This is a genomic window from Citrobacter sp. Cu096, from assembly GCF_030332285.1.
Classification (GTDB): domain Bacteria; phylum Pseudomonadota; class Gammaproteobacteria; order Enterobacterales; family Enterobacteriaceae; genus Citrobacter; species Citrobacter meridianamericanus.
Window position 1 is genome coordinate 1,199,242 of sequence record NZ_JAOWID010000030.1, and the last position, 20,374, is coordinate 1,219,615.

Annotated in this window: 20 protein-coding genes and 1 pseudogene; 4 read left to right on the plus strand and 17 right to left on the minus strand. The window is 53.6% G+C overall.

Annotated elements, in window-relative coordinates; genetic code table 11:
• The first annotated feature begins 103 nt into the window (after nucleotides 1-103).
• Nucleotides 104-706, plus strand: coding sequence for an inorganic diphosphatase (locus OGX99_RS20075; protein WP_151219248.1), 603 nt, complete (start codon nucleotides 104-106; stop codon nucleotides 704-706).
• Between the two features lie 100 nt (nucleotides 707-806).
• Here OGX99_RS20075 and OGX99_RS20080 read toward each other — a convergent pair.
• The 4 genes and pseudogenes from OGX99_RS20080 to sra all read right to left on the minus strand — a co-directional run bounded on the left by OGX99_RS20080 (nucleotide 807) and on the right by sra (nucleotide 5,145).
• Nucleotides 807-1,023: pseudogene (locus OGX99_RS20080) on the minus strand (type II toxin-antitoxin system RelE/ParE family toxin).
• Between the two features lie 80 nt (nucleotides 1,024-1,103).
• The gene (locus OGX99_RS20085; RefSeq protein WP_151219247.1) at nucleotides 1,104-2,819 is read right to left on the minus strand and encodes an ABC-F family ATP-binding cassette domain-containing protein; all 1,716 of its coding nucleotides are present in this window, start codon (nucleotides 2,817-2,819) and stop codon (nucleotides 1,104-1,106) included.
• A 309-nt stretch (nucleotides 2,820-3,128) separates the two neighbouring features.
• Nucleotides 3,129-4,826 (minus strand): malate dehydrogenase, encoded by a 1,698-nt coding sequence (gene maeA, locus OGX99_RS20090; RefSeq protein ID WP_151219245.1) that lies wholly within the window; start codon nucleotides 4,824-4,826, stop codon nucleotides 3,129-3,131.
• 178 nt (nucleotides 4,827-5,004) lie between these two features.
• Nucleotides 5,005-5,145 carry a stationary-phase-induced ribosome-associated protein gene (sra, locus tag OGX99_RS20095; RefSeq protein WP_079937903.1) on the minus strand — a complete coding sequence of 47 codons (141 nt, stop codon included), beginning with the start codon at nucleotides 5,143-5,145 and terminating at the stop codon, nucleotides 5,005-5,007.
• 227 nt (nucleotides 5,146-5,372) lie between these two features.
• Here sra and OGX99_RS20100 point away from each other — a divergent pair, with 227 nt between their 5' ends.
• Nucleotides 5,373-5,804, plus strand: a complete 432-nt coding sequence (locus tag OGX99_RS20100) for an OsmC family protein (protein WP_005126807.1) — start codon at nucleotides 5,373-5,375, stop codon at nucleotides 5,802-5,804.
• Between the two features lie 45 nt (nucleotides 5,805-5,849).
• Here the strand turns inward: OGX99_RS20100 and OGX99_RS20105 are convergent, their stop codons facing one another.
• From OGX99_RS20105 to OGX99_RS20130, 6 genes are read right to left on the minus strand one after another with little or no spacing between them, the layout of a single operon-like run.
• Nucleotides 5,850-6,620: a 3-hydroxybutyrate dehydrogenase gene (locus OGX99_RS20105; protein ID WP_151219243.1), complete on the minus strand. Its 771-nt coding sequence runs from the start codon at nucleotides 6,618-6,620 to the stop codon at nucleotides 5,850-5,852.
• A gap of 11 nt (nucleotides 6,621-6,631) precedes the next feature.
• Nucleotides 6,632-8,026 (minus strand): GntP family permease, encoded by a 1,395-nt coding sequence (locus OGX99_RS20110; RefSeq protein ID WP_210905093.1) that lies wholly within the window; start codon nucleotides 8,024-8,026, stop codon nucleotides 6,632-6,634.
• A 43-nt stretch (nucleotides 8,027-8,069) separates the two neighbouring features.
• A complete protein-coding gene (locus OGX99_RS20115; RefSeq protein ID WP_151219242.1) occupies nucleotides 8,070-8,993 on the minus strand; it encodes a 3-hydroxyacyl-CoA dehydrogenase family protein in 924 nt (307 codons plus the stop codon).
• Nucleotides 8,983-10,188, minus strand: a complete 1,206-nt coding sequence (locus OGX99_RS20120; protein WP_252838784.1) for an acetyl-CoA C-acetyltransferase — start codon at nucleotides 10,186-10,188, stop codon at nucleotides 8,983-8,985. Before OGX99_RS20120 ends, OGX99_RS20115 begins: the two co-directional genes overlap by 11 nt.
• Nucleotides 10,189-10,198: 10 nt before the next feature.
• A complete protein-coding gene (locus OGX99_RS20125) occupies nucleotides 10,199-10,855 on the minus strand; it encodes a CoA transferase subunit B (protein WP_151219240.1) in 657 nt (218 codons plus the stop codon).
• Between the two features lie 2 nt (nucleotides 10,856-10,857).
• Entirely contained in the window at nucleotides 10,858-11,565 is a 708-nt protein-coding gene (locus OGX99_RS20130) for a CoA transferase subunit A (protein ID WP_252838783.1), read from the minus strand.
• A gap of 142 nt (nucleotides 11,566-11,707) precedes the next feature.
• Here OGX99_RS20130 and OGX99_RS20135 point away from each other — a divergent pair, with 142 nt between their 5' ends.
• Nucleotides 11,708-12,598, plus strand: coding sequence for a LysR family transcriptional regulator (locus OGX99_RS20135; RefSeq protein ID WP_286544885.1), 891 nt, complete (start codon nucleotides 11,708-11,710; stop codon nucleotides 12,596-12,598).
• Between the two features lie 19 nt (nucleotides 12,599-12,617).
• Here the strand turns inward: OGX99_RS20135 and OGX99_RS20140 are convergent, their stop codons facing one another.
• From OGX99_RS20140 to OGX99_RS20170, 7 genes are read right to left on the minus strand one after another with little or no spacing between them, the layout of a single operon-like run.
• Nucleotides 12,618-13,553 (minus strand): ABC transporter ATP-binding protein, encoded by a 936-nt coding sequence (locus OGX99_RS20140; RefSeq protein ID WP_286544888.1) that lies wholly within the window; start codon nucleotides 13,551-13,553, stop codon nucleotides 12,618-12,620.
• Nucleotides 13,546-14,532, minus strand: a complete 987-nt coding sequence (locus OGX99_RS20145) for an ABC transporter ATP-binding protein (RefSeq protein ID WP_151219238.1) — start codon at nucleotides 14,530-14,532, stop codon at nucleotides 13,546-13,548. Before OGX99_RS20145 ends, OGX99_RS20140 begins: the two co-directional genes overlap by 8 nt.
• Nucleotides 14,529-15,425, minus strand: coding sequence for a D,D-dipeptide ABC transporter permease (gene ddpC, locus OGX99_RS20150; RefSeq protein WP_187252416.1), 897 nt, complete (start codon nucleotides 15,423-15,425; stop codon nucleotides 14,529-14,531). Before ddpC ends, OGX99_RS20145 begins: the two co-directional genes overlap by 4 nt.
• The gene (locus OGX99_RS20155) at nucleotides 15,422-16,444 is read right to left on the minus strand and encodes an ABC transporter permease (protein WP_151219236.1); all 1,023 of its coding nucleotides are present in this window, start codon (nucleotides 16,442-16,444) and stop codon (nucleotides 15,422-15,424) included. The genes ddpC and OGX99_RS20155 overlap by 4 nt, the downstream gene beginning before the upstream one ends.
• A 43-nt stretch (nucleotides 16,445-16,487) precedes the next feature.
• Nucleotides 16,488-18,050 (minus strand): ABC transporter substrate-binding protein, encoded by a 1,563-nt coding sequence (locus OGX99_RS20160; RefSeq protein ID WP_151219235.1) that lies wholly within the window; start codon nucleotides 18,048-18,050, stop codon nucleotides 16,488-16,490.
• Between the two features lie 15 nt (nucleotides 18,051-18,065).
• A complete protein-coding gene (ddpX, locus tag OGX99_RS20165) occupies nucleotides 18,066-18,653 on the minus strand; it encodes a D-alanyl-D-alanine dipeptidase (protein WP_151219234.1) in 588 nt (195 codons plus the stop codon).
• A gap of 14 nt (nucleotides 18,654-18,667) precedes the next feature.
• On the minus strand, nucleotides 18,668-19,534 hold the full coding sequence (locus tag OGX99_RS20170) for a MurR/RpiR family transcriptional regulator (RefSeq protein WP_151219233.1): 867 nt from the start codon (nucleotides 19,532-19,534) through the stop codon (nucleotides 18,668-18,670).
• Nucleotides 19,535-19,933: 399 nt separating this feature from the next.
• Between OGX99_RS20170 and hdeB the strand changes: the two genes are divergently transcribed.
• The gene (hdeB, locus tag OGX99_RS20175) at nucleotides 19,934-20,263 is read left to right on the plus strand and encodes an acid-activated periplasmic chaperone HdeB (protein ID WP_043016321.1); all 330 of its coding nucleotides are present in this window, start codon (nucleotides 19,934-19,936) and stop codon (nucleotides 20,261-20,263) included.
• Nucleotides 20,264-20,374 lie beyond the last annotated feature (111 nt).

Below are 20,374 nucleotides of genomic sequence, written 5' to 3' on the forward strand. Positions count from 1 at the left end.
GCTACCGACGTAGCGCCATTTTTTTTGCCAAAAAAACGTCATGTTTCTGTCATCTGGTAAACGTAAGGTGTTGTCTTTCCATTAAGAGAAGAGTTAAAAGACAATGCATCTGGTGAAAACATTACTCGCAGTCAGCGTATTTCTCTGTGCGTCCGTTCAGGCGCAGAATATCCTCGACTTTCCGCAGCCGGAGAATAACCCGGAAGAGTTTTATGCCGTGACTGAAATCCCGGCAGGCGGGATCATAAAATATGAAACCGATGCGAAAACCGGCTTTATCGTCGCCGATCGCTTCCAGTCGATGCCGGTTGTCTATCCGGCAAACTACGGTTCATTGACCCAGTCCCTGGCAGGTGACGGTGACCCGCTGGATGTGATTTTCTATACCCGGGCACCGCTGGCCCCGGGAACGCTGATCAAGTTGCGCGCGATCGGCGTGCTGAAGATGATCGATGGCGGGGAAAAGGACGATAAAATTGTCGCCGTGCCGGCAAGCAAAATTGACCCCACCTATGACGACATCAAAGAGTTGAGCGATTTGCCAAAGATCGAAGTGCAACGACTGGAGTCGTTTTTCCGCGTGTATAAAGAGTTGCCGGAAGGGCGTAAAAAAGTAGAGTTAAATGGCTTTAACGATGCAGCCACCGCGAAACAAGAGATCAAGCAGGCATGGGATGCCTGGAAAGAAAAACAGCCGAAGCAGTAAATGAAATGCCGGATGGCGTTAGCGTATCCGGCATTCACTTTTATCACTGCACTGCCAGCTTACGCAGGCGTGAAATATCCACGTTTTTTTGCCATCTTCATTAATGATAATCCTCGTAGTCCAATATGTACGCGTCGCCATTGACAAATTCAAAGGTAATGCGCCAGTTACCTGAAACAGGAATTGCCCATATGCCGTCGCGATCGCCCGCCAGTGGATGCAACCTATAACCGGGCATATTGATATCAGTAATATGGCTGGCCACATCGATAACAGCGAGTCTGTGTCGCACGCAATCGTCGGACATGCTTCGCCATAACGCCAGATGCTCTTCCATGAAGAAACAAGTCACGCAAGATTTGCCGGACAGGGCCAACGCCGCTGTCCGGCAATGGGTTTACTCCAGTTGTGAATTCAGACGCGCAATCTCCTTCCGCCATTGCGTCTGTAATTGCGGTTTCTGATGCTTCGGTTTGCGGGCGAGGTCGTCGGCCAGCCGCTGCTCCAGCTCAAGAAGTTTTTCCAGTACTTCATCTCCACTGCGATGGGGAGCAGGAACAACCTTTGCCACACTGTTATGCACCATTAACTCACTGGTGGCGCCCTGAATACGCGCGTTGATTGCCTCCAGGTCATGCCATTCGCTAAGCTCACCCTCGTCGATAAACCAAAACCGGTTGCAGCTTTGGCTGATAAGCTGACGGTCATGACTGACCAGCAACACGCCGCCGTGGTAGCTTTGCAGCGTTGCTGCCAGCGCCTCTTTACCTTCCAGATCCAGATGGTTGGTCGGTTCGTCGAGCATCAGCAGGCCGTAGCGAGCTAGCGAGAGCCCAACAAACAGCAGCCGGGAGCGCTCACCACCACTTAAAACACTGACTTTCTGCGCGTGGCGGATCCACGGAAAACCCGCGCTAATCAGCGCCATTTTGCGGATATCAGGCTGAGGCGCAAAAGGCTCCAGCGCGTCAAATAGCGAATCGCTATCGGCAAGCTGATGCAACGTCTGGTCGTAATACCCCAACGTAACGCGCGGGTGCAACACCAGCGAAGGTGATACCAGCTGTGACTGAAACTGTTGCCAGATAAGCCTTAACAGCGAAGATTTCCCGCAACCGTTGCGTCCGACAATCGCCACCCGATCGCCGCTTTTTAACCGAATTCCGGCAATGGAAAACAGCGTATCTGCGCCGGGAGCAGGGGCCACCGACAAATTAGTCATCTCCAGTAAACGATCTGCACGCAGGGCATCGCCATGCAATGTTAGTGTCCACTGACTTCCTGCGGTCACTTCCGTCTGAACGCCCTTCAGGCGTTGCACCTGCTTTTCCATCTGCTTCGCTTTGCGGGACAAATCCTCGTTGTCGTAGACCCGCCCCCAGGTTGCCAGCCGTTTAGCGCTGGCGGTAACCCGGTCTATCTCCTTTTGTTCAGCCTTATGGCGCAGAGCATCGCTGGCGTCTCTTTCTGCCAGAGCCTGACGCGCCTCGCTGCAGGGTAGATCGAAGGCATGGAGAGTACGATCGCGCAGGATCCAGGTTCCCTGCGTCACCGCATCCAGCAATTGCGGGTCGTGAGAAACCACCACAAAACTGCCAGACCAGTTCTGTAAGAACTGTTCCAGCCACAGTAATGTTGGCAAATCCAGATGGTTACCCGGTTCATCCAGCAGCAGCAGATCGGGATTTCGCATCAGCGCCCGCGCTAATAAAAGCCGCGTGTGCTGCCCGCCGCTCAGCGTCTGTGCAGTGAGGTGCAAATTCTCCGACGTAAAGCCCATTTCGGCGAGTAACGCTTCAACTCGCCACTGCTGGCTGGCGCGCTCATGTTCGGGAAGTTGAGCAAGAACCGCCTCCTGCAACGTTAGCGGCAGTACATCGTCGGGTAAATGTTGTTCTACACGGGCGAGTTGACAGTAATTCGCCTGCGCGATTACGCCACTGGTGGGAGAAATGGTGCCATCAAGCAGCTTTAACAACGTGCTTTTGCCGCAGCCGTTATAGCCGATAAGCCCGATGCGGTCGCCTTTTTTCAGGGTAAATGTGAGATCGTCGAATAGCGTGCCAAATGCCGTATCAACGTGTAAGGATTGTGCGGTTAGTAATGTGCTCATTGTTGCTTACTCAAGAGTTACAGGCGTAAAAACGCCTCGTCAAACATCGCTGACGATAACCCGGTAAGCCCGAGAGAAGGGGATTTAGAAGTTAGCTTCGCTCAAGCAGAAGTTATCGCAGCACGATACCGATAACGCTTGAGCACTGGCGATCGCCAAAAGCATGTGAAACGATGAAACGTTCACAGTACAGCATAAGTATCCTCCTTTTATATTTCCGAATGTTAATCGATGGTGAAAGTGTAATCGCAAGCTGCTGGATTGTGCAAGTGTTGAACACCCGGCAGCAACGTGCCACCGGGCAAAGCGTCAGATAGAGGTTCGACGGTAATCGCGATATTCTGCCTGCCAGAAATTATCGTCAATCGCCTGTTGCAGCGCTTCAGCGGACGTTTTCACCGCCACACCTTGCTGTTGGGCCATTTTACCGACGGCAAACGCAATGGCGCGGGACACGGTCTGAATGTCTTTCAGCTCAGGCAACACCAATCCTTCGCCGTTGAGCACCAGCGGTGAATACTGTGCCAGCGTTTCACTGGCCGACATCAGCATTTCATCGGTAATGCGCTTAGCGCCAGAAGCAATCACGCCGAGGCCAATACCCGGGAAGATGTACGCGTTATTACACTGGGCGATAGGATAAGTTTTCTCTTTCCACACTACCGGTGCGAACGGACTACCGGTCGCAACCAGTGCGTTGCCTTCGGTCCAGGCGATAATATCCTGCGGCGTGGCTTCTACGCGGGAAGTCGGGTTAGACAGCGGCATGACGATCGGACGCGGGCAATGCTTGTGCATTTCGCGAATGATCTCTTCGGTAAACAGGCCAACCTGTCCGGAAACCCCGATCAGGATGTCCGGCTTAACGTTACGTACCACGTCGAGCAACGACAGTACATCTTCTTGCGTATCCCAGTGCTGCAGATTTTCGCGTTTTTGCACCAGTTTGGTCTGGAAAGAGAGCAGGTTGGGCATTTTATCGGTTAACAGGCCGAAGCGATCGACCATGAACACACGTTGACGCGCGGCTTCTTCGCTTAAACCTTCACGCTGGATTTGCGCGATGATCTGCTCGGCAATCCCGCAACCGGCGGAACCCGCCCCGAGGAAAACGATGTTCTGCTCGCTCAGCTGGCTACCCGCCGCACGGCTGGCCGCAATCAGCGTACCGACAGTAACCGCCGCGGTGCCCTGAATATCATCGTTAAATGAACAAATTTCGTCGCGATAACGGGTCAGCAGCGGCATGGCGTTTTTCTGCGCAAAATCTTCAAACTGCAACAGCACGTCAGGCCAGCGATGCTTCACAGCCTGGATAAATTCATCAACAAATTCGTAGTATTCATCATCGGTGATGCGCGGATTACGCCAACCCATATACAGTGGATCGTTCAGCAATTGCTGGTTGTTAGTCCCGACGTCCAGTACCACTGGCAGAGTGTAAGCCGGGCTAATCCCGCCACACGCGGTATACAGCGACAGTTTACCGATTGGAATACCCATCCCGCCGATCCCCTGATCGCCAAGACCCAAAATACGTTCCCCATCGGTGACGACGATAACCTTGATATTGTGGTTAGGAACATTTTGCAGGATATCGTCCATATTGTGGCGGTTCTGATAAGAGATAAACACGCCGCGTGCGCGACGATAGATCTCAGAGAAACGCTCACAGGCCGCGCCTACTGTTGGGGTATAGATAACCGGCATCATCTCATCAAGGTGATTATGCACCAGTCGGTAAAACAGGGTTTCGTTAGTGTCCTGGATGTTGCGCAGGTAAATATGTTTATCGATTTCGGTTTTGAATCCCTGATATTGGATCCAGGCACGTTCGGCCTGTTCTTCAATCGTCTCGACCACTTCCGGCAGTAACCCCAGCAGGTTGAAGTTACGGCGTTCTTCCACACTGAAAGCGCTCCCCTTATTCAGTAAAGGAAATTCCAGCAGTACCGGGCCAGCGTAAGGGATGTAAAGGGAACGCAATTTTTTAGTTTCGTTTTCCATGTCACTCACTCTTTTTTGAATAACCGTCCCTGGCACTCTTATGATCGTATCGGGCCTGTCCGCCAGGGAAACAGGCGAAGTATAAAGCATTGTGAATGGGTTAAGGGGTTTTATAAGCAAAAACACCACTGCGGTTGCAATGGTGTTTATCTCGTTACTCAGTCATACGTGCGAAAGGCTATTTGCCGTCAGTGCGGCGCTTTCTTCCGGTAGGATTATTGACCACGTTGGTTTTGTCACCTTCGGTCACGACTTTGCGTTGATTTGAGATTTTGTGGTCCAGTCCAAGAATATGGCGGGCCTGACGGTTCGATTTCATTCTAACTCCTTTATCCTGTTACTGGTTTCAAGGGCGAGCCCGTATAAGAACGGACGAAATACAACCTGATAGAAAGCCGATGTTCAACATAACGGCTTTCTGGATGGTCGGTCATTTTATCTGAAAGGTCAATGCTTAAGCAGGAAATGAGAACTATCCCTTATGTGTCATGCTTTTTCTCAGCCGTCCTATACTTGTAACTCCAACGACAACACAGGAGAGCGATAATGACTATCCATAAGAAAGGTCAGGCACACTGGGAAGGCGACATCAAGCGCGGGAAAGGTACCGTGTCGACCGAAAGTGGGGTGTTGAATCAGCAACCGTATGGGTTTAATACACGATTTGAAGGAGTGAAAGGCACCAATCCTGAGGAGTTGATTGGCGCGGCCCATGCAGCCTGCTTCTCAATGGCGCTCTCGCTCATGCTGGGCGAAGCAGGTTTTACGCCAGATGCCATTGATACTACAGCCGACGTTTCTCTGGATAAAGTGGATGCCGGGTTTGCTATCACCAAAGTGGCGTTGCACAGCCAGGTAAGCGTCCCGGGGATAGATGCCGCCACATTTGACGGCATCATCCAGAAAGCGAAAGCTGGTTGTCCGGTATCCCAGGTGCTGAACGCGGAAATTACACTGGATTATCAACTGAAGTCTTAATAAGTATGCGCCGGATACGACGGGGTCTTATCCGGCCAATGTAATTTATTGCGCCACCCAGCCGCCATCCATATTCCACGCGACGCCACGTACCTGCGCCGCACCGTCTGAGCACAAAAACAGCGCAAGCTCACCCAGCTGTTCCGGCGTAACGAATTCGCGTGACGGCTGCTTTTCCGCCAGCAGAGCGTCACGCGCTGCATCAGGTTCAGCCCCGTCGGCAATACGCTTATCAATCTGCTGCTGGACCAGCGGGGTCAGCACCCAGCCGGGGCACAGCGCATTGCAAGTGATTCCCGTCTGCGCGGTTTCCAGCGCAATGGTTTTGGTTAAACCCACCACGCCATGCTTCGCTGCCACATAAGCGGATTTGTCTTTTGACGCCACCAGACCATGAACAGAGGCGATATTAATGATGCGCCCCCAGTTACGCGTGCGCATGCCGGGAAGTGCCAGACGCGTGGTGTGAAAAACAGAAGAGAGGTTAATAGCGATAATCGCGTTCCACTTATCAACCGGAAAGGTCTCTACCGGTGAAACATGCTGGATCCCGGCGTTGTTGACCAGAATATCCACACCACCGAATTCGCTTTCGGCATAACGCATCATGTCGGCAATTTGTGCTTCATCGCTTAAGTCTGCGCCATGATAGCCCGGTGTTTTGCCATACTGCGCAACGGCATCTTTGGCGGCATCGACATCACCAAATCCGTTGAGGATCAGCATAGCGCCTGCTTGCGCCAGCACCTGCGCGATGCCTAATCCGATACCGCTGGTAGAGCCGGTAACCAGGGCTACTTTTCCCGTTAAGTTCATGATGATTCTCCTTAAACAATTCCGGTGGTGTAGAAAACGCCGATCACAAACAGCACGGCCAGACTTTTAATTATGGTAATGGCGAAAATCCCACCATACGCCTGACGGTGGCTGAGACCGGTAATAGCCAACAGCGTAATCACCGCCCCGTTATGCGGCAGAGTATCCATGCCTCCGCTGGCCATAGAGGCGACGCGGTGGAAGACTTCAAGTGGGATATTTGCGGCATGAGCGGCAGCGATAAAGGTGTCCGACATGGCGGCGAGCGCAATACTCATGCCGCCAGATGCTGAACCGGTGATCCCGGCAAGCGTGGTGATGCTAATTGCCTCATTGAGCAACGGATCGGGAATGGCAGCCAGCGCTTTTGACAGTACGAGGAATCCGGGCAGGGCGGCGATCACCGCGCCAAAACCGTATTCTGACGCAGTGTTCATGGCCGCGAGGATTGCGCCGCCAACCGCCGTTCGGCTGCCTTCCGCCAGGCGACCTTTAATGTTGCGATAGCCGAACACCACCACCAGCAAGATCCCAGAGATCAGCGCTGCTTCTACCGCCCAGATAGCGGTGATTTTACCGACTTCGGTGGTAATCGGTTTGGCAAGACCCGGAAGTTCCAGTTGATGCGTGGCACCATACCATTGGGGGATCCAGCGGGTAAACAGCAGGTTAAATACCCCGACCAGGATCAGCGGCGAGATAGCAATTATCGGGTTCGGCAGGTTAATGTTATCCGGCGTTTCCGGTTCATTTAACAGTTCAGTGCCATAGCCTTCGTTTTTCGCCTGTGCTTTACGGCGCTGGCGTTCGAGATAAACCAGACCGACAACGATGATAAACACGGAACCGATCAGACCCAGCCAAGGCGCGGCCCAGGCGTTAGTCCCGAAGAAGCTGGTTGGAATAATGTTCTGGATTTGCGGCGTACCAGGTAGCGCATCCATGGTGAATGAGAACGCGCCCAGCGCCACGGTTGCCGGGATCAGGCGCTTCGGAATATTGCTCTGGCGGAACAGTTCCGCCGCAAACGGATACACCGCAAACGCCACCACGAACAGCGACACGCCGCCGTAGGTCAACAGCGCACACACCAACACAATCACCGGAATGGCGTGACGACGCCCGAGAATGTTGATGGCGGCGGCAACGATCGATCGAGAAAAACCGGATAACTCAATTAACTTGCCAAATACCGCTCCCAGTAAGAATACCGGGAAGTAAAGCTTCACAAAACCGACCATTTTTTCCATAAACAGGCCGGTGAAGGCAGGGCCAACGGCGCTGGGTTCGGTCAGCAATACAGCACCTAATGCCGCGATGGGGGCAAACAGGATAACGCTGTACCCGCGATAGGCTGCCAGCATCAGCAGGCCCAGCGCTGCCAGGGCGATTAATACACTCATCATGACTCCTCAATATCATTGTTATAGTGGGGTACAGAAAGAGAAGTTACGGTTTCAGGGCAAAGCGCAGCTGATGCTCTCGGCGTTGCTGGATATACTCCTTGCGCGAATCATCCCAGCGATAAAACCCCTGGCCGCTGCGCAAGCCGGTATCACCAGAGGCAACCTTATCCGCGACCAGCGACATCATGTCGCTACCGGTGGCCAGTTCCGGCAGCAGATGCCGACAAATGTCCTGCACCGTAGAAAGTCCGGTCATATCTGCCGCCTCCAGCGGGCCAACCATCGCATAGCGGCGACCGAGCGAGGCGCGCATGACCTGATCCACCACCTCTGCGCTGGCGATACCGCTTTTTACGATATGTAATGCTTCACGCAGCAGCGCAAATTGCAGGCGATTACCGACAAAACCAGGTGCTGCGCGGTCGAGGACGACGGCTTCCAGTTGCATCGAGAGCAGCAGCTGTTGCAGCTCACGCAGGTATTCCGGTTTCGTGGCGGTGCCGGGGACAATTTCGACCAGCGGGATAAAATGTGGCGGGTGCCAGAAATGGGCGATGAGCAGCCGCTCAGGATGGGCGAGCTTTTCTGCCAGCGCATCCGGCGGCAGGCCGCTGGTATTACTGGCAATGACGGCCTCCGGCGCGATCAGTTTTTCCAGTTGCGCATACAACGCGTGCTTTAGCCCGAGCCGCTCCGGGATGGCTTCAATCAGTAATCCGCACGCAGCAATCTCCGGTAGCGAAGTCGTACCGTGCAGACGACTCACAACCTGATCTTTTTCGTCAGCGGCAAACTTTTCGGCGGTGATCAGTTCATCCAGAATACCGCTGGCAACGGCGCCAATTTCAGCAATTCGGTCGCTATCGGTGTCATACAGCCAGACATCGTGACCATAACGAGCAAAGTGGGTGGCAATACCGACGCCCATTAAACCCGCGCCCAATACGCAGACATATTTACTTTGCATGAGGGACCTCCTGCAAACGCTCTACCGCCAGGGCTACGCCCTGACCGCCGCCTACGCACAGCGTAGCCAGCCCTTTGGTCGCGTTACTACGCGCCATTTCGTGCAGCAGCGTCACCAGAATTCGGCAACCTGATGCGCCGATGGGATGGCCCAGCGCAATCGCACCGCCGTTTACGTTCACCCGGTCGCTGTCCCAGTTCAGGGATTCACCAACCGCCAGCGCTTGTGCGGCGAAGGCTTCGTTGGCTTCAATGAGATCGACATCATTCAACGTCCAGCCCGCTCGCTTCAGGCACTGGAGTGTGGCCTCTACCGGCCCAATGCCCATAATGGAAGGGTCGACGCCGGAAACGGCGTAGCCCGCCACCCGGGCAAAAACCGGCAGATTGAGTTCTGCTGCTTTGGCGGCGCTCATCAACATCACTGCGGCGGCACCATCGTTGATTGAAGAGGCGTTCCCGGCGGTCACTGTGCCGTTACCAGGGCGAAACGCTGGTTTGAGCAGCGCCAGCTTCTCAGCCTGGGTATCCGGGCGAGGCTGTTCGTCATGGTTCACAACGCGCGGCGGTTTTTTACCCTGCGGGACGATGACCGGCGTGATTTCCGCGATAAAACGACCGGCTTCCATGGCGGCAGCCGTTTTTTGCTGGGAACGCAGAGCAAAGGCGTCCTGCTGCTCGCGACTGATAACGAATTTATCCGCCAGATTTTCCGCGGTAATTCCCATGTGATAATCGTTGAACGCATCCCACAAGCCGTCATGTACCACGCTGTCTTGCATACTGGCATGGCCCAACCGCAGACCGGCTCGCGCACCGTCGAGAAAATAGGGCGCATTGCTCATGCTCTCCTGACCACCGGCTATTACGATTTGCGCATCGCCGCAGCGAATCGCCTGGACCGCCTGATGCACCGCCTTCAGGCCCGAACCGCACACCAGATTAATGGTTAACGCGGGCGTGGTTGCCGGCAGTCCTGCGCGTAACGCCGTTTGCCTGGCCGGATTCTGGCCGCAGCCTGCCGTTAGTACCTGACCTAAAATCACCTCATCAATTTGTTCAGGCGCCAGGTTGGTTTTTTCCAGCAGAGAACGGATCACTACCGAGCCTAACTCAACGGCGGAAAGTGGCGCCAACGCGCCATGAAAACTGCCAATCGGAGTACGCGTTGCGGCGACAATAACAACATCCTGCATGGTCAGATCCTCAGCTAAATTGCATTTCGGGGACGTTTTCGGGAACGATCAGCTTGCCGGCTGTTCTGGCGACAATCTCATCCACGCTGATGCCCGGCGCACGCTCACGCAGAATGAACGCGCCATCGGCGATCTCCAGCAGCGCCAGATCGGTAAGCACGCGTTTAATGCAGGCCACGCCGGTCAGCGGCAGGGTGCAGGAGGGAAGCAGTTTCGACTCACCACTTTTGGAGGCATGCGTCATCACCACGATGATGTTGTCAGCACCAGCAACCAAATCCATCGCGCCCCCCATGCCTTTCACCATTTTTCCGGGGATCATCCATGAGGCGATATTGCCGTTAACATCCACTTCAAACGCGCCGAGTACCGTCAGATCGACGTGGCCACCGCGGATCATGGCGAAGGATTGCGCCGAGTCGAAGATCGCCGCGCCTTTGCGCGCTGTAACGGTCTGTTTTCCGGCATTGATCATGTCTGCATCAATTTCGTCTTCCGTGGGGAACGGGCCCATACCCAGCAAACCGTTTTCTGATTGCAGCATGACGTCCATGCCATCGGGAATGTAGTTCGCCACCAGAGTGGGAATACCAATCCCAAGGTTGACGTAATAACCGTCGCGCAGCTCGCGGGCGACACGCATCGCCATTTGTTCACGCGTTAACATGGTCAGGCTCCTTTGTGGCGAAGGGTGCGTTGTTCAATACGTTTTTCAAATTGCCCCTGAATAATGCGGTTAACAAAAATTCCTGGGGTGTGAATAGCGGCGGGGTCAAGCTCTCCGGGAGGGACAATTTCTTCGACTTCCACGACGGTGATTCGCCCGGCCGCGGCCATCAGTGGATTAAAATTCTGTGCGGTGTGACGGTAAATAACGTTGCCGTACCAGTCGGCTTTCCAGCCCTTAACCAAGGCAAAATCACCAGTAATTGCCTGCTCCAGGATGTACGGGCGTCCGGCAAATCCACGAACTTCTTTTCCTTGTGCGACCGGGGTTCCGTAGCCGGTTGCGGTAAAGAATGCCGGGATCCCCGCGCCGCCTGCCCGAAGTTGCTCCGCCAACGTGCCTTGCGGCGTCAGGATAGCGTCCAGTTCGCCGTTGAGTACCTGCTGCTCAAACAGAGCGTTCTCACCCACATAGGATGCGACAACTTTACGCACCTGCCGCGTTTCCAGCAGTACACCAAGGCCAAAACCATCCACGCCGCAATTGTTTGACACCACCGTAAGCCCCTGAACTTTCCGACGGCGTACTTCGGCAATCAGGTTCTCAGGGATCCCACATAAGCCAAAACCGCCCGCCAGCAGCGTCATGTTATCGGTCAGTCCTTCCAGCGCCTCTTGATAAGTGGCAACCCGTTTATCCAGTCCAGCCATACACTTGCCCCTCCAGTTGTCCTTGCCGACATCATTGGGGGTGAAAAATGATTTGTTAATTTTAAATTTGTGACTCAATCATTGGGTTTTTTTATCAATTTAATGTTAATTAAAGGTATTCAACAAGTTAAAGAAATGCGAAATGGGAATGAGCATCAAACAGTTACGCGCGTTTTTAGCGGTAGCTCACACTCTGAATTTTGCTCATGCCAGTGAAAGACTGAATATGTCGCAACCCGCATTAAGCCTGGCGATTAAAGGACTGGAGGATTCCCTGGGCGGGGCGTTACTGTTGAGAACCACCCGCAAAGTGACCCTGACGCAGGAGGGAGAAACGCTGCTGAACATGGGACGACAACTGCTGGCGGACTGGGAGAATACGGAAGAGGCAATGCGCCAACACTTTACGCTGCAGCGCGGTAAAATCTCGATTGCCGCCATGCCTTCATTTGCCGCTAACGTCCTGCCATCGGTACTGAAAACATTTCGTGACTCTTACTCTGGTATCAACGTAACGGTACACGATGTGATCAACGAACAGGTGATTGAGATGGTCAGCGAAGGGCGGGTAGAGATGGGTATCGCCTTTGAGCCTGACTACTCAGGTCATCTGCATTTCACGCCGCTCGGCGTGGATCGTTTTATTGCGATTGTGCCGCCGACATGCCGACTGGCGGGGAGGGATCGTATTGCGTGGCGCGAACTGCTGACGCTGGATTTCATCACCCTGCAACGACCTTCCGCCGTGCGTCTGATGCTGGAAGAACAGCTGGTACAAAGCGGGCATACGCTGGAGGTGGGGCTGGAGAGCCATCAACTGGTGACAGTTGGTCGCCTGGTGGCGAGTGGACTGGGCGGCAGCGCCGTGCCAGCATTGTGCCGTACGCAAATGACCGAGCTGGGCGCAATCTGTATCGATCTGGATACGCCGGTGATCCAACGTCGGATCGGCGTTTTGCGTTCGGCACATCATAAGTTATCTACCGCCTCTGAAGTGCTGGTGGATTCACTGAAAAAGGCGTATCGCACCTGACTTTTCTCAACGGCTCAGGTCATGTAACCGCCCGCCAGCAGCGAACGTCACATCCGGTATCACTTTTCAATAATGCCTGTTTCTTCTCACAACCGCTGGTCACAAGCGGGCATCTGTCACGGAAAAAACAGCCCTCTGGCAGAGTTCGATTTCCCGGAAGTTCGGTTTTCCGCAACACTAAATCTTCCGCCAACGGCGCTCCCGTTTTAGGGACGGAATCCAACAATAATCGCGTGTAGGGATGGGCGGGTTGAGTGAGAACCTGCTGCGCATCGCCCAGCTCAACAATTTGCCCGAGGTACATTACCGCCACGCGGTCGCTCATATGGCGGACCACCGACACATTGTGCGAGATCAGCACGTAGGTCAGGTTTCTGCGCGCCTGCAGTGACACCAGCAGGTTAAGTATTTGCGCCTGTACGGAGATATCCAGTGCCGAAGTGGGTTCATCAAGTACGATAACATCCGGCTCTGACGATAGCGCCCGGGCGATGGCAATACGCTGACGTTGTCCACCGGAAAACGCATGCGGCAGACGATCGAGATATTCTGGGCGGATTCCCACCTGTTGGGCCAAATCTTCGGCAAGCATGCGGCGCTCACGTTCCGGATTCCGTTTTTGGATCCATACCGGCTCAGTGATAGTTCGCCACACCGGTAAGCGAGGATCCAGCGATGAAAGAGGATCCTGAAATACCATCTGCATACCGTTATGTTGCTTGTCACCACGGCGGCCATAGTTTCCCTTACTGGGTTTCAGCATGCCCATCAGCAGTTGCGCCAGCGTACTTTTTCCGCAACCAGACTCGCCAACAATTCCCAGCGTTTCCCCTTGTCGGATCTGTAAATCCAGACCGTTGAGCGCATGTACTCGCTCCGTTACTTTGCCGAGCCAGTTTTTACGCGCAGGGAAGTTGACATGGACATCCTGCAGATCCAGTAAAAAGTCAGACATGTGTTGTCTCCAGTTGCGGGTACCAGCAGGCAGATTGTTGCTCCGCGCCTCCCTGACTGCTTAACGCGGGTGTTTCTTCACAGCGAGGGCCAGCCGCAAAACAGCGCTCGCGAAATGCGCATCCCGCCGGCAAGCAGGTTAAATTCGGTACGGTGCCGGGAATGGCAGGCAGCAATGCGCGCGGTTCGCCGTGTTCCGGCGCACATTTCAGCAAGCCGATGGAATAGGGGTGCGTCGGGTGTTGAATAACGGTTTGCGTCGGGCCACTCTCAATCACGCTTCCGGCATACATGACGTATAACCGATCGCATAGCTGTGAAACCACAGCCATATCATGGCTGATAAATAACACAGCAGTACCGCTGGCTCGCGCTTTTAATTTCAGTAACCGCAGCACCTGCAGTTGCACCGTGACGTCCAACGCGGTGGTTGGTTCATCGGCAATAATAAGCTCTGGCTCGCAGGAAAAGGCCAGCGCGATCATGACACGCTGGCGCATCCCGCCGGAAAGCTCAAACGGGAAACGTTTCATGACTTCCGACGCGTCCGGGATTTGCATCTCTTCGAGTAAAGCGATGGCTTTCTGACGGGCATCCGTGCGGCTCAACGCCTGATGATGACGGATAACCTCCACCATTTGCTGACCGATACGTCGGGTTGGATTCAGTGCCGTCATGGGTTCCTGAAAAATCATCGCGACGCGTGCGCCGCGCCATTGACGCATTTGCTTCTCGCTGGCATTGAGCACATCTTCACCCAGCAGCGAAACGCGTCCCTGGTGAATATGATAACTCCCCTCCGGCAGCAGACGCATGGTGAGCATGGCCGTCACGGACTTACCGGAACCGGATTCACCCACCACACCAACGATCTCTCCGCGGTTGATGTGTAACGAGACATGGTTCAGCGCATGCACCTCAGCTTTATAGCCGGGGAAACTCAAATGTAAATCTTCGATTTCCAGCACGGGTTGTGTCATGACTGTTTTCCTCCGGCTTTCGGATCCAGCAGATCGCGAATACCATCGCCAAAGAGATTAAAGCCCACGGCGGTAATCAGAATTGCCGCGCCGGGGAAAGCGCAATACCACCACTGATCAAGCACATAATTGCGGCCAATTGCGACCATCGCGCCCCATTCAGCGCTCGGTTGCTGTGCGCCCAACCCAATAAACCCGAGCGTGGCAGCCATCAGGATCGCACTGCCGATATCCAGCGAAGCCTGCACAATGAGTGGGGGCAGAGAATTACGTAAAATGTGCCAGCTAATAAGATGCCAGCGTGAAGCCCCGTAAGTGCGCGCCGCCTGTACATAGGTGAACTGACGCACCACTAACGTTTGACCGCGGGCGAGGCGCACATAAAAAGGAATTCTTACGATCGCAATCGCCAGCATGGCGTTAAACAAGCTTGGACCCAGCGCGGCAGCCAGCGCCATCGTCAGCACCAGCGAGGGAATAGACAGCATAATGTCCATCATGCGCATAATGATCGCATCTGCACGTCCGCCCATAACACCTGACAGGCAGCCCAGCAGTGAACCCGCTCCTCCGGCAATACCCACTACCACCAGACCCGCAACGACCGACTGCTGGCTCCCCACCAGAACGCGGCTGAACAGATCGCGGCCAACTTCATCGGTACCAAACCAGTGAGTTGCTGACGGGGGCAGCAGGCGCGCACTTAAATCGATGGCGTTTGGGTCGTGAGGGGTTATCCACGGCGACAGCACCATCAACAGCAGTATCAATACGATGATGACCCCGCCAACCAACGTCAGCGGGCTGCTTTTCATCATCCAGAACAGTTTGGCCCAGTCCGTGCGACGGCGAACGGTCTGCGGTGCCGCGGGCGTTTCTTGTGTGAGCATCATTGTGCGCCTCCACGTCCAATTCGAGGGTCCACCCACAAATAGAGCAAGTCCACCACCAGGTTGACCAGCACATAGGCGAAGGAGACCACCACGGCAAATCCCATTACCGCCGGGAAGTCGAGCGCCTGAATTGATGTCACTACCCAGGCGCCCATCCCCGGCCAGGCGAAGACCGTTTCGGTCAGCACCGCACCGTAGAGCAGATCGCCCAGCGCCAGGCCGAGGACAGTGATTGATGGAATGAGTGCGTTAGGCAATGCATAGCACAGCACGATGTACCAGCCCGGTAACCCGCTGGCGCGAGCGGTACGAATGTAATCTTCACTGAGTTGCTCCAGCATGGCAGAGCGAATCTGGCGGGCAACGATTCCGAGATGCACAAAAGCCAGCGTCAGCGACGGCAGGATCAGATGCTGAAGCGCATTGAAAAAGACTTCGCCATTGCCTTCCAGCAGTGCATCAATCAGGTAGAACCCGGTGACGTGAGCGGGTGGATCCAGCCAGTCGTCTAAACGCCCGCCGCCGGGTAAAATTTGCAGATGACCATAAAACAGCACAATAACCCCCAGCCCCAGCCAGAATGCAGGCGTAGAGATGCCGGTGATCGCCATCAGGCGAACGAGGTGATCAAGCCAGCGGTTGCGCCAGACCGCAGATAAAATGCCCAACGGAATACCGATGAGCAGCGCCAGCAACAAGGAGCAGAAAGCCAGCTCAAGGGTGGCGGGGAAGAAGATGCGTAGCTCATCCAGTACCGGACGGCCGGTACGAATGGAAGTGCCTAAATCGCCATGGAAAATATCGCTGACGTAGCGAAAAAACTGAACATACAACGGCTGGTTCAGCCCTAGCTGTTGGCGAATATTTTCGACAATTTCATCACTGGCGCGATCGCCTGCCAGCAGCCGTGCGGGGTCGCCAGGTATCAGGTGTGAAATAATAAAGGTGATTACGCAAACACCGATCACCACCAGAATAAGTCCCCAGCATCGCTGGCGTAAAATGCTCCAGAACGTCATTAGCTTCCCCTTGCGGAGCCGAGCGGCTCCGCATCAACGTGGCTTATTTACTCATGGTGGAGATATTGAAGACCTGTTCCAGCATGGGGTTGAATACAAATCCTTTAACGTCTTTGTTCATCGCCAACTGATAATTTTTCTGGAATAAATAAACGTAGGCAGCTTCATCAATTACGATGGTTTGCGCCTGCTGGTAATCCTTGGTTCTGGCCGCCTGATCGGTGGTCGCCAGGGCGCTACGCAGCAGCTTATCGACTTCACTGTTTTCGTAGAAGGAGCGGTTACCGGGTAAACCTTTCTTGTCTGACTCAAACCAGTAATTCATAAACATGTACGGGTCGGCAAAATCCGGGCTCCAGTTGCCAATGGCAATGTCGTAATCTCCCTTACCTACACGGTCACGCATGGTGGCGTTTGCCAGTTTCTCCAGCTTCACCTTAATACCCAGTTTGCCAAGACTTGCCTGAGTGGCGAGCGCGATAGGTTCCCAGTTAGGGTCATTATCAGAGTACAGGAAGCTCAGGCTTTCAGGTTTGCTGGCAACGTTGTCCCACGCCGCTTTCGCTTTGGCCTCATCAAAACTATACTGCATGGCCTTGTCGTCAAAACCCCACATGCCTTCAGGGATCGGACCACGCATTTGCTTCCCGTTGCCGCTGAGGATCCCATTTACCATGCCTTTATAATCGGTGGCCCACGAGATGGCGCGGCGTAAATCCACCTGATTGAGCGGCGCTTTACTGTTGTTCAAATACAGATAGGTCACGCGCAGTGAGGGATAATCCGCTACGTTAACTTTGCCTTCCTGTTTTAAGGCCGCAAGCTGGTCTACAGGAAGCGCATCGGCAATGTCGATATCGCCACGTGACAATTGCAGTCGGCGGGAGGCGCTTTCACCGATGATTTTTACCGAAACCCGCTTAAACGAAGGTTTTTCACCGGCATAATACGGGTTAGGAACCAGCACCAACTGCTGTCCTTTTTGCCAGCTTTTAAGCATGAACGGACCAGAGCCTGCCGTGTTTTGCGCCAGGAATCCGCGGGCATCGTCTGCAGCATGCTCTTTTAAAATGGCCGGGTTAATGATTGAGGCTCCGTCATTCGCCAGCGTATACAGGAACGGCGCAAACGGCTGACTGAGGGTAAACTTCACCGTCGTGTTATCGATAGCCTCAACCTTCAGATCTTTCGGGAATGCTTCTGCAGGGCCCTGGCCAATTTTGAGCAAGCGTTCAAAAGATTGCTTTACCGCATCAGCCGTTACCGGCGTCCCGTCGGCGAATTTGGCATCGTTTTTCAGGGTAAACGTCCACTCTTTCTGGTCGTCAGAGGCTTTCCAGCCGCTGGCTAAATCACCTTCAACTTCCGTGGAGCCTTTACCGCCGTCGGTTTTGTACTGAACCAGTCGCTGATAAGAGGGGTAGGTGACCGTCCAGTCGTTGTTATCGATGGTCACGGCGGGATCGAGCGTTTGTGGATCGGCTGCTTTACCAATCACCAACATATCTTTGGGAACGGCGGCCTGTGCGGCGGGCAGGGCAAACGCCAGCGCAACGGCAATCAGAGCGGGGCGAAAAAACGCGTTTAACGCAGGTGTAGTCTTCATAACCAGGCTCCAGAATCAAAGGGGATGTTGTGTTGCTGTGGGAGTGACAGTGTAACAATCTATCTGATCGTCAAGCAGCGGATAGCGGGCGGCATCAGGTAATTCAAAATGCCACCACTCGCTGTTGATACCGACAAAGCCGCCGCCGAACATAATGGCATTGAGCAGCAGGCGATTACGCTGTGCAATCGGAGGAACAGACGGATGCCAGGCATGGGAACGGTCGTGCATTTCATCAAAACCGGCTCCCATATCAAGGACCTTGCCGCGATCGTCCATTAACGTAACGTCAATAGCCGTACCGCGGCTGTGATTAGAACCAATCGCCACATCGACAACGTACTGAGGATCCGGACACGCATTCCACAGCACCGCCTGTGCCTGCTGCGGGCGATACGCGTCGTACACAACAAGCTTCAGGCCCGCCAGTTGCGCAATACTGATGCTTTTAGCCAGCGCGGTTACCGCCTCGGTGTGCAACAGACAACGTGCTTCCCGGTAAATTGGCGCACCGGTAATGTTATCTGCAGTAGCGTATTTAAGATCGATATGCAGTGACGGGAATATCACTGACAGATCGACCAGTTCTGGGGTCTCTGACATAGCACGTTTCCTGTTTATTGTTCAAATTGACCAAATTGTTGTTGTAACTGGCGATTGGTTTGCAGGCGTTCTGTGAGGGAGTCACCCAGTTGTGCCACCACCGCAGAGAGTAATAAGTTGAACAGACAGCTCACCGGTGCCAGTGAATCCCAGAAATGCCCGGTGTCAGTTTTCACCTGAAGCAAATCAATGGAATAGTCTCTGGCCCACGGGCACCACACATCGGTGACCAGCGCCAGCGGAATGCAGCGCTCTGTGGCGATACGGCAATATTGTCTGGAGACCGCAGAGTAGGCGCGCATATCGGTGATCACTACGTAAGGCTGGGTGAAACCCGAATTCAGTGATTCCACCCAACTGCCTGAAAGCCCTTCGGAGTAGCTGACTTTAGGCCGCAGGTATTCCAGATGGCTGAAAAAAGCGTTGGCGATCCCGCGGGTAGACTGGATCCCAAGGATAAACACGGCTTCCGCATGCGCCAGCTGTTGCGCAATGCGTAAAAATGTCTCGCCCTGAGCAAGCTGATAAACGTGGGTAATAGCGTCGATTTCCAGTAACAGCGACTGCTGCGCGCGATCGGGCAGACTTTGTTGCTGGTGCCAGGAGTCCAACCGCTCGTTCATACCCCAGGGCTGATAGGGAACTACGGGTAGTTCTCGCAGGCTGGCTTTTGCATCTTCCAGATTGCGAAAGCCCAGTTTACGCAGATAGCGTCCAACGGTAATGCCGCTGGTTCCGGTCGCCTTCGCGATACCATCCGCCGTCTCAAAAGGGATCTGTACAGCATGGGCTAACAGCCATCCGGCCACGCGCTTTTCGCTGGGCGTCAGCTGGCTAAAGGTCTGCTCTATGCGGGTAAATAACTCAGGTTTCGCTGTCATTACTTTCTCGCTGTTAGTTGTCTGTCAGATTACGGCTCACTGTTAGCGAATTAACAATGCAGGACGCGTGCCAGGCTGGTAACAGCGGCATGCTGGCTGTTTTTGTTAAAATTCAACTCAAATTCGTTAACCAATGATCAACATTTGTGCAGCGTAGTTCAGTTTTGGTGCAGTGACAGGGGTATGGAGTATGAATCTACTGATTTCGTCGGAACGATCACATTGTGGCCACGTTTTGCGCTCGAACATCAGAATCAGTAATGTGAAATATAAATTTCAGCCATATCCATGGTGTTGATCTTTATTCTTATGAAGGTAGGGGTATTATTTTTTGCGAACTACATTAACGGTTTGAAGCGCAAGTGTAGATATTATTTATATTATAAATGGAGTACTACAATGAATAAATTCTCCCTTTCTACAGCAGGTATTCTGGTCGCAGCGCTGTTAACCAGTGTCAGCGTCAATGCAGCAACTGATAACGCTAAAACTGAAGTGACTCCGAAAGGCATGAGCTGCCAGGAGTTTATTGATTTGAACCCGCAAACTATGGCTCCAGTGGCTTTCTGGGTGCTCAATGAAGACGAAGACTTCAAAGGTGGTGATTACGTAGACTATAACGAAACCGTCACTACCGCAGTTCCTCTGACCGTTGAACTTTGTAAAAAACATCCGCAGAGTGAATTAAGTAAAATAAAAGACGAAATCAAAAAAGAATTATCAAAATAAGATTAAGTTGTTATTTAAACCCAGTCCAAGTGCTGGGTTTTGCTATTCGTGACAACGTCACTTATTTATTTTGTGATACTTAAGAAAACTTTATAAAGATATAAACGCCTG